The 13,386-nt window shown below is 46.1% G+C and carries 14 protein-coding genes and 1 pseudogene; 5 read left to right on the top strand and 10 right to left on the bottom strand.

The window, feature by feature from the left end; translation table 11 throughout:
- The first annotated feature begins 154 nt into the window (after positions 1-154).
- The gene (gene eptA, locus I2494_RS07110; protein ID WP_218466383.1) at positions 155-1,789 is read left to right on the top strand and encodes a phosphoethanolamine transferase EptA; all 1,635 of its coding nucleotides are present in this window, start codon (positions 155-157) and stop codon (positions 1,787-1,789) included.
- Between the two features lie 37 nt (positions 1,790-1,826).
- On the opposite strand, the gene truD is transcribed toward eptA, so the two are convergent.
- From truD to I2494_RS07070, 8 genes are all read right to left on the bottom strand, one after another.
- Complete coding sequence (gene truD / locus I2494_RS07105; RefSeq protein WP_218466382.1) at positions 1,827-2,867, bottom strand: tRNA pseudouridine(13) synthase TruD; 1,041 nt, start codon at positions 2,865-2,867, stop codon at positions 1,827-1,829.
- An 8-nt stretch (positions 2,868-2,875) separates the two neighbouring features.
- On the bottom strand, positions 2,876-3,349 hold the full coding sequence (gene ispF / locus I2494_RS07100; RefSeq protein ID WP_218466381.1) for a 2-C-methyl-D-erythritol 2,4-cyclodiphosphate synthase: 474 nt from the start codon (positions 3,347-3,349) through the stop codon (positions 2,876-2,878).
- A gap of 18 nt (positions 3,350-3,367) precedes the next feature.
- On the bottom strand, positions 3,368-4,087 hold the full coding sequence (gene ispD, locus I2494_RS07095) for a 2-C-methyl-D-erythritol 4-phosphate cytidylyltransferase (protein WP_321206104.1): 720 nt from the start codon (positions 4,085-4,087) through the stop codon (positions 3,368-3,370).
- On the bottom strand, positions 4,087-4,389 hold the full coding sequence (gene ftsB / locus I2494_RS07090) for a cell division protein FtsB (RefSeq protein WP_218466380.1): 303 nt from the start codon (positions 4,387-4,389) through the stop codon (positions 4,087-4,089). The genes ispD and ftsB overlap by 1 nt, the downstream gene beginning before the upstream one ends.
- A 75-nt stretch (positions 4,390-4,464) precedes the next feature.
- Positions 4,465-5,427: an aminoimidazole riboside kinase gene (locus I2494_RS07085; protein WP_218466502.1), complete on the bottom strand. Its 963-nt coding sequence runs from the start codon at positions 5,425-5,427 to the stop codon at positions 4,465-4,467.
- Between the two features lie 376 nt (positions 5,428-5,803).
- Positions 5,804-6,532 (bottom strand): amino acid ABC transporter ATP-binding protein, encoded by a 729-nt coding sequence (locus I2494_RS07080; RefSeq protein WP_218466379.1) that lies wholly within the window; start codon positions 6,530-6,532, stop codon positions 5,804-5,806.
- Complete coding sequence (locus tag I2494_RS07075; RefSeq protein WP_218466378.1) at positions 6,525-7,286, bottom strand: amino acid ABC transporter permease; 762 nt, start codon at positions 7,284-7,286, stop codon at positions 6,525-6,527. The genes I2494_RS07080 and I2494_RS07075 overlap by 8 nt, the downstream gene beginning before the upstream one ends.
- A gap of 69 nt (positions 7,287-7,355) precedes the next feature.
- Positions 7,356-8,132 (bottom strand): basic amino acid ABC transporter substrate-binding protein, encoded by a 777-nt coding sequence (locus I2494_RS07070; RefSeq protein WP_218466377.1) that lies wholly within the window; start codon positions 8,130-8,132, stop codon positions 7,356-7,358.
- A 358-nt stretch (positions 8,133-8,490) separates the two neighbouring features.
- Here I2494_RS07070 and I2494_RS07065 point away from each other — a divergent pair, with 358 nt between their 5' ends.
- The 3 genes from I2494_RS07065 (at position 8,491) to I2494_RS07055 (ending at position 10,910) form a co-directional block, all read left to right on the top strand.
- A complete protein-coding gene (locus tag I2494_RS07065; RefSeq protein WP_218466376.1) occupies positions 8,491-9,225 on the top strand; it encodes a nucleoside recognition domain-containing protein in 735 nt (244 codons plus the stop codon).
- A gap of 37 nt (positions 9,226-9,262) precedes the next feature.
- Positions 9,263-9,727 (top strand): YjiG family protein, encoded by a 465-nt coding sequence (locus tag I2494_RS07060; RefSeq protein ID WP_218466375.1) that lies wholly within the window; start codon positions 9,263-9,265, stop codon positions 9,725-9,727.
- Between the two features lie 70 nt (positions 9,728-9,797).
- Positions 9,798-10,910 carry a M20 family metallopeptidase gene (locus I2494_RS07055; protein WP_218466374.1) on the top strand — a complete coding sequence of 371 codons (1,113 nt, stop codon included), beginning with the start codon at positions 9,798-9,800 and terminating at the stop codon, positions 10,908-10,910.
- Between the two features lie 46 nt (positions 10,911-10,956).
- On the opposite strand, the pseudogene I2494_RS07050 reads toward I2494_RS07055, so the two are convergent.
- Positions 10,957-11,165 (bottom strand): annotated as a pseudogene (locus I2494_RS07050) (IS4 family transposase); the annotation flags it as partial.
- A gap of 341 nt (positions 11,166-11,506) precedes the next feature.
- Here I2494_RS07050 and I2494_RS07045 point away from each other — a divergent pair.
- Positions 11,507-11,785 carry a SymE family type I addiction module toxin gene (locus I2494_RS07045; RefSeq protein ID WP_218466372.1) on the top strand — a complete coding sequence of 93 codons (279 nt, stop codon included), beginning with the start codon at positions 11,507-11,509 and terminating at the stop codon, positions 11,783-11,785.
- Between the two features lie 204 nt (positions 11,786-11,989).
- On the opposite strand, the gene mtr is transcribed toward I2494_RS07045, so the two are convergent.
- The gene (mtr, locus tag I2494_RS07040; RefSeq protein WP_218466371.1) at positions 11,990-13,255 is read right to left on the bottom strand and encodes a tryptophan permease; all 1,266 of its coding nucleotides are present in this window, start codon (positions 13,253-13,255) and stop codon (positions 11,990-11,992) included.
- Positions 13,256-13,386 lie beyond the last annotated feature (131 nt).

Genomic DNA, 13,386 nt, shown 5'->3' with positions numbered 1-13,386 from the left:
TTCGACATTCGTCTCAGGATGGCGATAAATCATGCAAACTATCATCAATGAAACAATTAACTGTTATCCAGTCTGAACTAAACTATAACCACAATATCCAAATGGCTGCCATTTCTTATTATCACCTTGTCAGACAATCTGACGGAGCAACGCTATGAGTATTGTCAGTAAGTTACGCTGCCGTGGGCTTACCTTTGTTTTGATAACCACGCTGTTTTTTACTCTGTTGCAAAACGCTCTGGCATTAACTGCATTCTGGCATGCTATTGCTGAGACCGGGCGCCAACACTGGCTATTTATGGCAACGGTTCCGGTTACGCTATTTTGCGCATTAAATATTGTATTTAGCTTACTGCTGCTCCCCTGGCTACGTAAGCCACTGGTTATCATCCTGCTATTGGGTGGAGCCTACGTTAATTACGTCATGTACAGCTTTAATGTCGTTATCGATCGCAATATGATGCAAAACGCTTTAGAGACCGATTATCAAGAGATCATGGCGCTGATAACCCCCAAGATGATGCTATGGATATTGCTGTTGGGTGTATTGCCTTCGGTTTTAGTCATCGCGGTAAAAATTCAGCCAGCACAACATTGGCTAAAGGCCGCAGGAAAAAGATTGGCGAATATTGCTCTTTCACTGCTGGTCATTTTGATTATCGCTTTCTTTTTCTATAAAGACTATGCGCCCTTAATTCGTAATCATCCTCATCTGGTCAAGATGCTGGTACCCACCAACTACATTTCCGGCTTAACCAGCGCTCTCAAACGGGAAGTAGAAAGTCGTCAGCCCTTAGTTGATATCGGTATGGATGCACGAGAAGGTTCAGTGATTAAGCAAGAACCTAAAAAAACGCTGGTCATTCTGGTGGTGGGGGAAACGGCCCGGGCTGCTAATTTTTCATTAGGTGGTTATTCGCGAGAGACCAATCCTAAGTTAAAGCAAAATAATATTATCTATTTCCCTCACACCACCTCTTGCGGTACAGAGACAGCGGTTTCCGTACCCTGCATGTTTTCCGATATGACCCGCAAAGAGTATGACGCGGTAAAAGCAGCCCATCAGGAAGGGTTAATGGATATTGTTGCCAGAGCCAAAGTGAGCGTATTGTGGCGGGAAAACGATGGTGGGTGTAAAGGAGCTTGTGACCGTATTCCCCATCAGGATATGACCCAGCTAAAACCAGATGGCCTATGCCACAATGGCAGCTGTTATGATGATGCACTCCTGAGCAAATTGGATAACTATATTAACGGCCTGACAAACGATGGGCTGATTGTACTACATCAAATGGGCAGCCATGGCCCGGCCTATTTCGAGCGCTATCCCGCGGAATATCGGCAATTCACGCCAACCTGTGACAGCAATCAGATACAGGATTGCGACCATCAGTCGCTGATTAATACCTACGACAACACTCTGCTCTATACTGATGCCATGCTGGATAAAACCCTCAGCCTGCTTAAAAGTCACCAGCAGAAATTCGCTACCGCACTGGTTTATCTTTCCGATCATGGCGAATCATTGGGTGAAAAAGGCTTATATTTGCATGGAACGCCTTACTTACTGGCTCCCGATGAACAAACTCATATCCCCTTTTTGATGTGGATGTCAGATGACTATAAAAAAGATTACCAAATAGACAGCGGTTGTCTGGAAAATAAAGCACAGCAGCAGGCGTTTTCACAGGATAATTTATTCCACACTATCCTGGGAATGCTGGATATTAAGACTCAGGAATATAAATCTGAACTGGATATTTTACAGGGATGTAGAGCGAGGGAATAAAAAAGCCATCGGGATCGCCTCGCGATGGCTACCTATATTATTCTTCCGGTATATCTTCACTGGCCACGGTTAACATCAGTTCTCGCACCACGCTGGTAGCAAAGCTACCAGCCGGTAACCAAAAGCTGACCGATACCGTAGCGTCATCCAGCCATTGCCATGCCATTTGCTGAGGTTGAACCAGAATCGCCCGGCGAGCAGGTTCAACCCGTTCGCGTTTCACCAGTGAAAACAACGTCTGGTCATCAACCAATACCTGTTGTTCAAAAGTCTGCGCTTCCAACTGAGTTCCCAGTTCCCCATCACCGGGCAATGGAGCCGTCACTCTCAACTCACCAACATTTAACCGCTGTTGTAAAGATTCAAGCTCTTCAGGTTGAGCCACAAACCAGCTTCCCCGACCTGCCAGTTGCATGGCATCACCAGGCATCACTTGCCGATGTAAAGATTGTGCAATTCGTTGACTGGCTACGTGGTTAAACATTGCACTGCGCGCTGCTGAAAGATAAAAGCTACGTTTATTACGCTCTTTTACGCTAATTTCATTGTTAGACCAGCGCTCAGCCATCACTAAATTATTACCCTGACGACCAAAGCGTTGTTCACCAAAATAGTTGGCAGCACCGGACTGCTGGATTTTTTGTAAACGGGATTCAACATCATCTTTCAGACTGATATCCCGTAAAACTAATTGAAAGAAGTTTCCTTTAAGGGTACCAATGCGGAGCTTGCGACGATGGCGCGTCACTTTCAGGACTTCACAGCCTTCCAGAGCAAAAGCATTAAAATCAGGCGTATCTTTACCCGGCATTTGCAGGCAGAACCACTGTTCGGTTACCGCATGACGATCTTTAAGCCCTGCATAACTCACCACCCGACCTGATACTTTCGCAAAACGCGCCAGATTATCAGCCACGAATTGAGTGTTACAGCCGGTTTTCCGCAGATAGACCAGTACATGCTCACCGTCACCATCGGGCTCAAACCCCAGATCTTCTCTCACGCAAAAGTCCTGTGGTGACTTTTTGAGTACGCCGGTTGCTGATGGTTCGCCGTATAACCAGGATAATGACATCATTCCACTGCTCACGCCTTAACCAACAGCGCTACCGCTTCACAGGCTATACCCTCTTTACGACCGGTGAAACCGAGTTGTTCTGTGGTGGTTGCTTTGACGTTAACCTGCTCCATATGGCAACCTAAATCTTCGGCAATATTCACACGCATTTGTGGAATATGAGGCGCCATTTTAGGCGACTGAGCAATAATAGTGACATCAACATTACCAATCACATATCCCTTCGCCTTAACCTGACGAAAAGCTTCCCGCAGTAGCTCTCGACTATCAGCACCTTTATAAGCTTGATCGGTATCAGGAAACAGTTTGCCAATATCCCCCAGCGCCGCGGCGCCCAACAGAGCATCCGTCAATGCGTGCAGTGCCACATCACCATCAGAATGAGCCAGTAAACCAAACTCATAAGGGATGCGAACCCCACCAATAATCAGCGGGCCTTCGCCGCCAAATTTATGTACGTCAAAACCATGACCAATACGCATCAGCCACTCTCCTGTCTATTATTGGTGTGTAAGATAGAATGTTGCCAGCGCCAGATCTTCAGGGCGGGTAACTTTAATATTGTCTGAACGGCCCGATACCAGCAGTGGATGAAAACCACAATGCTCTAAAGCCGAAGCCTCGTCGGTTAATACTGCGCCTTCTTGCTGTGCCCGAACCATGCATTCAAACAGCAGCTCCAGCGGGAACATTTGTGGCGTTAAAGCATGCCAAAGGCCGTTACGATCTACTGTATTAGCAATGGCAGTTTTATCAACCACCGCGCGTTTCATGGTATCTCTAACCGGCATGGCTAAAATACCGCCCTGTTTTACTGGCAATACTGATTGAATCAGCTTATCTAAATCGTCGTAGCTCAGGCATGGGCGAGCGGCATCATGTACCAAAACCCAATCCGCCTGTAAAGTTTTAGCCTGAGTCAAACCAGCTAATACCGAATCAGAACGCTCTGCCCCACCAACCACCACTAAAACTCGTGGATCTTGCGCTACCGGTAGCTGAGCAAAGGTATTATCGTTAGGATTTAACGCCACAATCACCTGACGGATAGCGGCATGGGATAACAAGGTATGAATAGCGTATTCGATGATCGTCTGTTGACCGATAGTAAGATACTGTTTAGGGCAATCAGCCTGCATACGACTGCCGATACCCGCAGCAGGCAGTATGGCAACAATATCCGGATAACATGACGTGGAGGAAGAATGAGCCTGCGTCACTACTTTTTACCGCCTTGCGCTGGCTGAGACTGTTCAGGAATAATTCGGTAGAAACTCTCCCCCGGTTTAATCATTCCCAGTTCATTACGGGCACGTTCTTCAATGGCCTCCTGGCCACCTTTCAGATCGTTAATCTCTGCAAATAACCGCGCATTACGAGACTTTAATTTGGCATTATTATCTTGTTGTACTGCCAAGTCTTCTTCTACACGGGCATGATCGTGCATGCCGTTTTTACCCAGCCACAGGGAGTACTGCAACCAGCCAATAAGTACAATTAATAACAGCGTAAGTTTTTTCATCCCGCCCCCTAAAAACCGGCTAATCATCCCATAACTCAAGGCCAGACTCCATACAGAAATGGGATAAAACTGAACTTATCGCGTTCCCGGCTTTAACATTCCCTGTGTTGAAAGAAAGTGTTGTAACTGATTTTGATTCGGTAATGCCGCCCACGCTCCCTTATGGGTGGTCGACAACGCCCCGCAGGCGCTGGCCTGACTGATAATCTGGCTCAGCGTTTCAGGAGACTCGTTTTTTTGCCCCGGAATGCCAAAGCGGGCGATACCCGCCAGTAGTCCAGCCATAAAAGCATCGCCGGCTCCGGTAGTATCCACACTCGTTACTGCATAGCTGTTAAATAGGTGAATAGTATTTTGGCATAAAACCAGACACCCCTGTTTGCCTCGGGTAATTACCACTAACGCTGCGGGAAAATCCTTTAATCGTCCTAATGCCTCAGGCCAGTTATCGTCAGCACACTGAGTTAACCAAAACAGTTCTTCCTCTGACAACTTAAGTACATCAGTCTTAGTGCAATATTCAGCAATAATCTGGTGCATTTCCTGTTTATCCGCCCACATCTGAGCGCGCAGATTAAGGTCAAAACTCACTATGCCACCCTGCTGTTTAACCTGCCGTGTGATGTTTAGCAGAGAATCCCGACAGACTTTTCCCGTCAGGGCTAATGAGCAGGTATGTAAAATGGCAGCAGACGTATCGGGTAAGGTGTTTAAAGAGAGAAATTGATCTGCCGAAGGGCTAACTAAAAAAGTAAAACTACGCTCACCGCTGGCAGCTAAATCGACAATAACTGTACTGGTTTTATAACGGTCATCCTGCTCAATACACTGACAATCAACCCCTTCCCGCGCCAGCGATTCAGCCATAAAACGCCCAAATGGATCCTTCCCTATCCGCCCGATAAAGCCTGATGGATACCCTAAACGAGCAATCCCTACCGCCACATTCGCCGGAGCACCGCCAGCACAGGCCTGATATTGCATATTTTCCAGCGGTAACAGATCCACGACTACGTCACCTAATGACCAGATTTTTATCATATTGAATATTGATTGTTATAAATAGCTGGGGGTAGTTTAACTGAAATTTAGTTTCGAGTAAGTTTCGTCCACTAACAGTGTAGTGTCTGAATTAATAATCGTGCGAATGGCCGAGCAGAGCCGGAATACTCGCCTCATCCGTGAGGTTCGACCCTTTGGGCCAGCACTTCGTGCTGTTCAACATTGCTCCTGCAAGTTTGTCCTACGTCGCTGCGCTTCGCCAAACATCCATGTTTGGCATGCTACCCTCTTTCAGTTGTCAGCTGAATTCCAGTGCTCAATGAGTGAGAAGGTCAAGAAACAAAACAGCATCGTTCCCTATTCGTATAGTAGACGAAACTTACTCCACGGCAGAGATAAAACACACCCTCAACTAAACAGACAAAACCTTGCTTAAGAACGCCTTGGTTCTGTCATTCGATGGTGCCGTAAACAATTTCTCCGGAACGTCTTCTTCCTGAATAATCCCCTGATCGATAAAGATAACCCGGTCAGCAACATCTCTGGCAAATCCCATCTCGTGGGTCACCACTACCATGGTCATACCTTCGTGAGCCAGCGTTTTCATTACCGCCAACACTTCACCCACCAGCTCGGGGTCGAGCGCTGAAGTAGGTTCATCGAATAGCATCACTTTTGGTTCCATTGCCAGCGCACGGGCGATGGCTACACGCTGCTGCTGTCCACCGGATAACTGGCTTGGATAAGCATCAATTTTATCGATCAATCCGACTTTCTGTAGCAGCTGTTCTGCGCGTTTTATTGCTTCTGCTTTGGATAATTTTTTCACATCCATCGGCGCCAGAATCAAATTCTCCAGTACCGTCATATGAGGGAACAGGTTAAAACGCTGAAACACCATACCTACGCTTTCACGCAGTTTATTTAAATCGGTTTTACGGTCATGAACCTCATAGCCATCAATAGTAATTTCGCCACCGCTCATCTCTTCCAACGCGTTCATACAGCGCAGAAAAGTACTTTTACCTGAACCTGAAGGGCCAATGATACAAACCACTTCATTGGCAGCAATATCACAGGAGATACCGCGTAAAACATGTGTTTTATCAAATTGTTTTTGTAAATTACGAATCTTAATCACTTCGGCCTAACCTCTTTTCCATATGCCTTACCATCAGGGAAAGTAAGAATGTAATCACCCAATAAACAACCGAGATTGTCAGATAGGGTTCCCAGTAGCTGGCGTAGGCACCAGAAACAGTACGGGCGGCATAGGCCAGATCGGCAAGTCCGATGGCGGATGCCAGAGAAGAGTCTTTAACAATAGCAATGGCGTTGTTACCCAACGGTGGCAGCATACGGCGAAATGCCTGCGGCAGAATAATCTTGCGCATGGTTTTGCCATAGCTCATCCCCAGCGAACGGGCCGCCTCCATCTGTCCGCGATCGATAGACTGAATACCGGCACGGAAAATTTCGGAAACATAAGCACCGGCATTAAGGGTAATCGCCACTACGCAAGAGAGAAACGCACCGTATTCCGACCGTAACATGCGGGCGAAATCCACTGACATGATGCCACTGCTAACCAGTAAACCATCGCGAGGATTGATCAGCAGAGGGATCAAGGCAAAGTGCACCACCATGATCTGAACAAACAGCGGAGTCCCTCGAAAAGCACTGACATAAATTTTAACTGGCCACTGCACGAAAATATGCAACAGGCGATTCAAACCGCGATTGCGGGGCGCCTGTGCCGTACCGCCTAACCCGAGAATTAATCCCCAGGTTACACCGAGTATCACACAGATAATGGTACACTTGATGGTCATCCATGCGCCCTCAGCAAACAGCGGGGCATACTCCTGGATTATCTCCCAGCGAAATCCTGACATAAAAATGAATCCGTTATAGAAAAACATTCAGGGCGAATAATCGCCCTGAACGGAATATCTGTGAAAAAATTACTCGGCAGGTAATACCGGTACGTTGCTGTCAAACCACTTCTGATAGATGGTAGCGTAAGTGCCATCAGCAATGATTTTCTTCAGACCAGAATTGATCTTATTGCGTAACTCTTCGTTGCCTTTCGCCACGGCAATACCAAAGAATTGACGTTCAAATTTGTCATCAGCAACCAGAGCGAACTCTTTTTCCGGGTGATTTTTGATATAGAACTTGGCAACACCCACATCACCTACTGCGGCATCAATACCATCTTCATACAGTTCTTGCAGCATCAGTGGGGTATTGTCAAAACGCTTAATCGAAGTGCTGTTCTTACCCAATACTTCTGATACCACAATATCGCCGGTACTGGAGTTAACTACGCCTACCTTCAGTGGCTTCAGTTCAGCAATAGACTTAATATCTTTACCTTTTGGTATCACGATAGCCTGTTCAGCAGGAAAGTATGGTGCTGAAAAATCAACCATTTGCTTACGCTTATCGGTAATCGTGATACCCGAAATAATAATGTCACGATCGCCACTGCCTAACGTAGCGAAAATCCCTTCCCACGGTGTATTCACCAGCTTGATATTGAAATTCTCGGCTTTAGCAATTGCACTGATGATATCGATATCAAATCCTTCCAGCTCTTTTTTACTATTTTCGAATTCGAAAGGACGATAAGTACCACCAGAACCTACAACGTAAGTTGGCTCTGCTGCATTGGCAACAGGCAGTGTACACAGGGCTGCCGCCAGGCATACACCAAAAATAGAAAGACGTTTAAACATTTGCGCATCCTTTATTATTGCATGGGGAACTGTGAAATTATGCATGAAAAGCGCATAAAAATACACTGGATATACAATGGTTATGTAAATAAATAAGATTTACGTCTATTTTCCTGATATGGCAGAAAATTCCGCTAAATATCATTAATAATTTAACAAAAAAATCACATCACAATCCGCATAACTAATTATTTTGTATAACATTTAATCAAGTATTCGATATAGAACCATATTAATACCAGAAGCGTGATCTCAAGCAGCTATGTTATTTGATCAAAGTCAAATGTTGATAAAACAGAATTAATAGATAATCGGGAACTATTTACCACCATCATTATTTCTTAATGGAAGCATTAATATGTCTAATGAACAGTCACTTTCAGAACAGCCGGAGCAAGAAAAGCCGGAGCAATTTAAAGTAGGCATTGGCGCCTATATTTCACTGATTTTCGCCATGGTGTTCTTCTCTGGCCTGCTGGGAGGAAAAGAATGGTGGTCGGTATTTGATTTCACTACTCTTAATGGTGCTTTTGGTAAAGTTGCGTCTAACGTAACTGAAGCTGATGGTGCATTAAATGTCGCAAAAAGTACCTTCCGTGGTACTGGCGGTGGCGGCGCAATGGATGGATTTTTATTCGCTTTTGGCCTGATTCCATCCGTCATGTTTGCATTAGGCATGATCAACGTGCTGGAACACTACGGTGCTTTGGACGCTGCCCGTAAACTGTTAACGCCGCTATTACGCCCTCTGTTAGGTATTCCTGGCTCTACTGGCCTGGCTATTATTGGTAGCCTGCAAAGTACTGACGTTGGTGCGTCATTAACGCGTTCTCTGGTTGATGAAGGTCAACTTAACGAAAAAGAGAAAGACCTGATTACCATGTTCCAGTTTTCTGCTGGCGCAATGATTACCAACTTCTTCTCATCAGGCGCCGTATTATTCACCCTGATGAATGCTGATAACACACCGGCAGTACCGGCATCTATCGGTCTGTGTATTTGTGTCATGTTCGTTATGAAAATTGTTGGAGCCAATATCTTCCGACTCTATCTCGCGCTGACCACCAAAAAAGAAACCGCAGCCGCTAACTAATAACGAATACAGCTCAAATTTTAAGGATATCAATATTATGTCAAACGTAAGCAAACCGATGATTACCGATGTATTTGTTGCCGGCGCACGTAAAGGTTGGGGCATTGCAACTTCCAGTACCCTGCCAAACGTATTAATGGCATTCGTGATTATTAAAGCGCTGGAGATTACCGGCGCTCTGAAAGGATTAGGTTATATCTTCGCGCCACTGATGAACCTGTTTGGTCTACCTGGCGAAGCAGCTGCCGTGTTAATTGGTGGTTGGATGTCAATGGGCGGCGGTATTGGTGTTGCCGTTAGTCTGTATGCTAATGGTACGTTAAGCGGTGAACATCTGGCGATTCTGGCTCCGGCAATTTATCTGATGGGTTCTCAAATCCAGTATGCAGGCCGTATTCTTGGGGTTATTGGTACTAAAGCCAGTAAGATCCCTGTGATGATTATTATTTCTGTCATCAACGCCTTTATCGCTATGTTCCTGATGAAATTATTTATTGCCTGATTCTAACCCTTCACGCCCCTTTTTCGGGGTAAGACCAGACGCAGCGCGCTCTGAGAAATAAGGATGCACCATGCAGTTAAACCAATATTTAGATGAATTACGTCCGCTGGTTAATATTGATTGTGGAACGCAAACCACCGACGGTGTTGCTGTTGTAGCCGGTCTGATGGAGAAAAAATATAAGGATTTAGGCTGGCATGCAGAAATTGTTGATTTAGGTAAAGCGGTTGGCCCGGGTGTATTTGCGACGAATAAACCAGGTGCCACTCAGTTTGATGTATTGTTGATTGGTCATATGGACACGGTATTCCCACCGGGAACTGCGGCTGAACGTCCAATGTCTACGGATGCTACTCGTTTATATGGCCCGGGTGCGGCAGATATGAAATCAGGCCTGCTAAATATTCTGTGGGCTATTCGCGCATTAGATGACAAGGATGTGGAAAGGTTATCCATTGCCGTGGCGATGAATCCCGATGAAGAAACCGGTTCTGTATATTCCCACGAATGGCTGGGTAAATATGCTAAACAGAGTCGCTATGTGCTGGTTGCCGAGGCAGCACGCGCTGATGGCTCTCTGGTTAAAGCCCGCAAAGGTATGGCACGTTACAACATTGATTTCCACGGGCGTGCAGCTCACGCAGGTAATGCACCGGAAAAAGGTCGTTCAGCCATTACCGAATTGGCTAACTGGATTTTAGCAATTAACCAATTAGGTAATGCAGAAGCCGGTACCACACTCAACGTAGGTATCGTTAAAGGTGGTGATGCAGCCAATATCGTTCCGGATAAAGCTCAGGCGGTAATTGATGTGCGTTTCTGGGATAACAATGAGTATCACCGCATTGATAAAGCTATCAATGAGATGAGCAAAAAAGCCTATGTCGCAGACGTTACCTCCACCGTTACCGAAATGGCTCATACTCCGGCAATGTCTCCTTCTGCAGAAACAGAAAAACTGATGACATTAGTTGAACGTTGCGGTGAGGAAGAAGGTATTCCGGTGAAATGGCAGGCTGTGGGCGGTGGCTCTGATGCTAACCATACGGCAGCATTAGGCGTTCCTTCGCTGGATGGTTTTGGCCCTATCGGTGCCGACTTCCATAGCCCGGCGGAATATGTTGAGTTAGAGAGTATTATTCCGCGGATCAAGTTGCTGAGTCGCATTATTAAGTCACTGTGATAGTTTCTTCGCTTTGATCCTAAAACCGCCCTTTGGGTAACACCGTTCACTTAAGATGTTTTGAGTGAACGGGATACTGGTTTTTTGATATTCGAACGGTCCTTTCTTTGGGCCGTTTTCTTTTTCCGGCAAGATAAATGGTTTCATGTTCTTCCTCATTTTTCTCGACTTCATCGGGATTGCTCCCGGTTTGTCCAATGAGCACCAGATTAATTCATCCTGTATGAGCCGCATCGCCATCACGCAGTTTAACCTTCCGGCGTGGTTTTGCGAGGCGCATTCCAGATCCATATTACGCCGTGCTTACTACAGCAAAACCGCTTGCCGTTCATTATCGATAGCGGTATCTTTCCCCCGCGCCTGCAAAATCAGGCGTCAGGGTTAGCCTCCTGAAATCCTTCATCGACGACACAAGGCGCGTCTGCGCTTTTTTTGTGTCGTGCGCACGGCCATACCTCAATGGCGGGCCGGGCGGGGGCGTCGCAAGACGCGCCGGTGTCGATGAGGCCGGTAAGGCTAACCCCGCCCGGTTCCACCACCCGTGAGATTAGCCTCTCCGCTGGCGGTAATAAATATTACTCATCGGAGGTTGTCCTATGGCTACAACGCTCACCCAAACATCCCCCCTCTCCAAAACCCAGCGCCGCTACACAATAGGCTATGTACCCAATCGAGGCGATGCCAGTACACCCTTGCTTAATCTTAGCGGAAAATGGCTAAGAGAAGCCGGATTCAATACCGACACCAGTGTCACCGTGAAAATCACCGAAGGCTGCATTGTGCTTATTCCTGATAATGACGAAGTGAAGGAACTGCGAGAACAACTGAAGCAAGTCAAACTGGCTGTGAAGGTGATGAAGCAGGAACTGGTGTAGCAGGTTTGAGTTTTCCCCAAAAAGCAACATGATCCATATTACCTTTGTGCTCAGTCGGAAAACCATCTGTACCTGAGTTCAGAGTACGTCGGACCTAAACTCCCCAGAGGCCGTTATGAAACATCTTACGGTGTTTCACCCTTCGATTAACTTCTATAAATGATACAGCCGCCCTTTGGGCGGCTGTATGTTAAACATCTTCTATTAGCTATATGTCGGCAATATATTAAACGTCGATAGTATATGCGCCAGCATGGTGATCACCCCAAAGACGATTACGACATATATTAATGGAGTTCCACCCCAGGTGCGGAACATTGGGTTACCGAACTTCTCGCGCGAAGCTTTCGCCAGCAGGCCGGGAACGATGATAGCCCATACCGCAAACGCCAGTCCCGCATAACCGATGGCATACAAGAAGCCGTTTGGATAGATGGAACACAGTAGCGCCGGAGGAACATAGGTAACTAATGCTGTCTTCGCTCTGCCGCCGTTGTCATCCTTAAACTTACACAGGTCAGCAATGTAGTCGAACAGACCCAGCGTTGCGCCCAGCATAGAACTGGCAACCGCAAAGTTAGCAAAGAATGTCAGGATCACATCCATCGATGCACTGTTAAGAATCGCCCCCATGGCAGTGATAAAGACGTCAATGTTTCCACCCTGAGCAATAATGGGTCTAAAGTCTGCCCGGGAGATATTTCCCATGGTGCAATATAACCAGAAGACATACAGAAACAGCGCAAATAAGGTTCCGATTAATATGCAGGAAACAATGCGTTTTGGATCTTTACCATAGTGTTTTACCAGGCTGGGTACGTTGCCGTGGAAGCCAAATGAAACAATACAGAAAGGCAATGTCATTAACAGGAAAGGTAAATAGCTGGTTCCTTCCGGCGCCATAACGTCCATCAGGTTATCGACCTGAACATAACCCAGCAGGCTGGCGAACGTCATAAAGAAAGCGATAAATTTACCTAACAGCAAGATAGTGGTAATACGCCCTACCGCCGTTGAGCTCCACCAGACAATAAATGCCACAATAATGGTAAATATCACACCGGTAATACGGGAAGAGATTCCAATGGTGAAATACTGAGTTAATGTTTGGGATATAACCGCAGCACTTCCTGAAATATAGGCGTAGGCAAGAATATATAAAACGAAAGCAAAAGTAATGTTGGTTGCAATATTCCAGAATCGACCTAATAGATCTTTTGTTAATGTGTCGAAACTGGCACCAATATGATAATTAAGGTTGGCTTCTAACAGCATAAAGCCAGCCATTATCATAATAAAACAGGTAACGGCAAGGATACCAATTGACCAGGAGAACCAAACCCCGGACATGGCTACAGGTAAAGAGAACATTCCGGCACCAACAACGGTCGCCGTGGTGATCATCGCTCCACCAATAACCGACTTCTTTTTAACCTGAGCAGACCCCTGAGCCTCTACGCTGACCGTCATAATTGATTCCTTTAATTAAAATTCTAAGTGGGAAAAACATATTAATGACCTGTGACTGATCCAGACTTTTAGAGTCTTTCATTCCGCAGAATGAAAGACTCTTTGATGGTTAATTTATGATTTGCTCAATA

Source organism: Limnobaculum allomyrinae (assembly GCF_016649425.1).
Taxonomy (GTDB): domain Bacteria; phylum Pseudomonadota; class Gammaproteobacteria; order Enterobacterales; family Enterobacteriaceae; genus Limnobaculum; species Limnobaculum allomyrinae.
This window is presented reverse-complemented; position numbering and strand designations above follow the sequence as displayed.

What these genes read in the sequence shown, in the direction of transcription:
- eptA (WP_218466383.1), top strand. Translation starts at nt 155, where the DNA reads ATGAGTATTGTCAGTAAGTTACGCTGCCGTGGGCTTACCTTTGTTTTG.
- truD (WP_218466382.1), bottom strand. Translation starts at nt 2,867, where the DNA reads ATGATGTCATTATCCTGGTTATACGGCGAACCATCAGCAACCGGCGTA.
- ispF (WP_218466381.1), bottom strand. Translation starts at nt 3,349, where the DNA reads ATGCGTATTGGTCATGGTTTTGACGTACATAAATTTGGCGGCGAAGGC.
- ftsB (WP_218466380.1), bottom strand. Translation starts at nt 4,389, where the DNA reads ATGAAAAAACTTACGCTGTTATTAATTGTACTTATTGGCTGGTTGCAG.
- I2494_RS07075 (WP_218466378.1), bottom strand. Translation starts at nt 7,286, where the DNA reads ATGTCAGGATTTCGCTGGGAGATAATCCAGGAGTATGCCCCGCTGTTT.
- I2494_RS07070 (WP_218466377.1), bottom strand. Translation starts at nt 8,132, where the DNA reads ATGTTTAAACGTCTTTCTATTTTTGGTGTATGCCTGGCGGCAGCCCTG.
- I2494_RS07065 (WP_218466376.1), top strand. Translation starts at nt 8,491, where the DNA reads ATGTCTAATGAACAGTCACTTTCAGAACAGCCGGAGCAAGAAAAGCCG.
- I2494_RS07060 (WP_218466375.1), top strand. Translation starts at nt 9,263, where the DNA reads ATGTCAAACGTAAGCAAACCGATGATTACCGATGTATTTGTTGCCGGC.
- I2494_RS07055 (WP_218466374.1), top strand. Translation starts at nt 9,798, where the DNA reads ATGCAGTTAAACCAATATTTAGATGAATTACGTCCGCTGGTTAATATT.
- I2494_RS07045 (WP_218466372.1), top strand. Translation starts at nt 11,507, where the DNA reads ATGGCTACAACGCTCACCCAAACATCCCCCCTCTCCAAAACCCAGCGC.
- mtr (WP_218466371.1), bottom strand. Translation starts at nt 13,255, where the DNA reads ATGACGGTCAGCGTAGAGGCTCAGGGGTCTGCTCAGGTTAAAAAGAAG.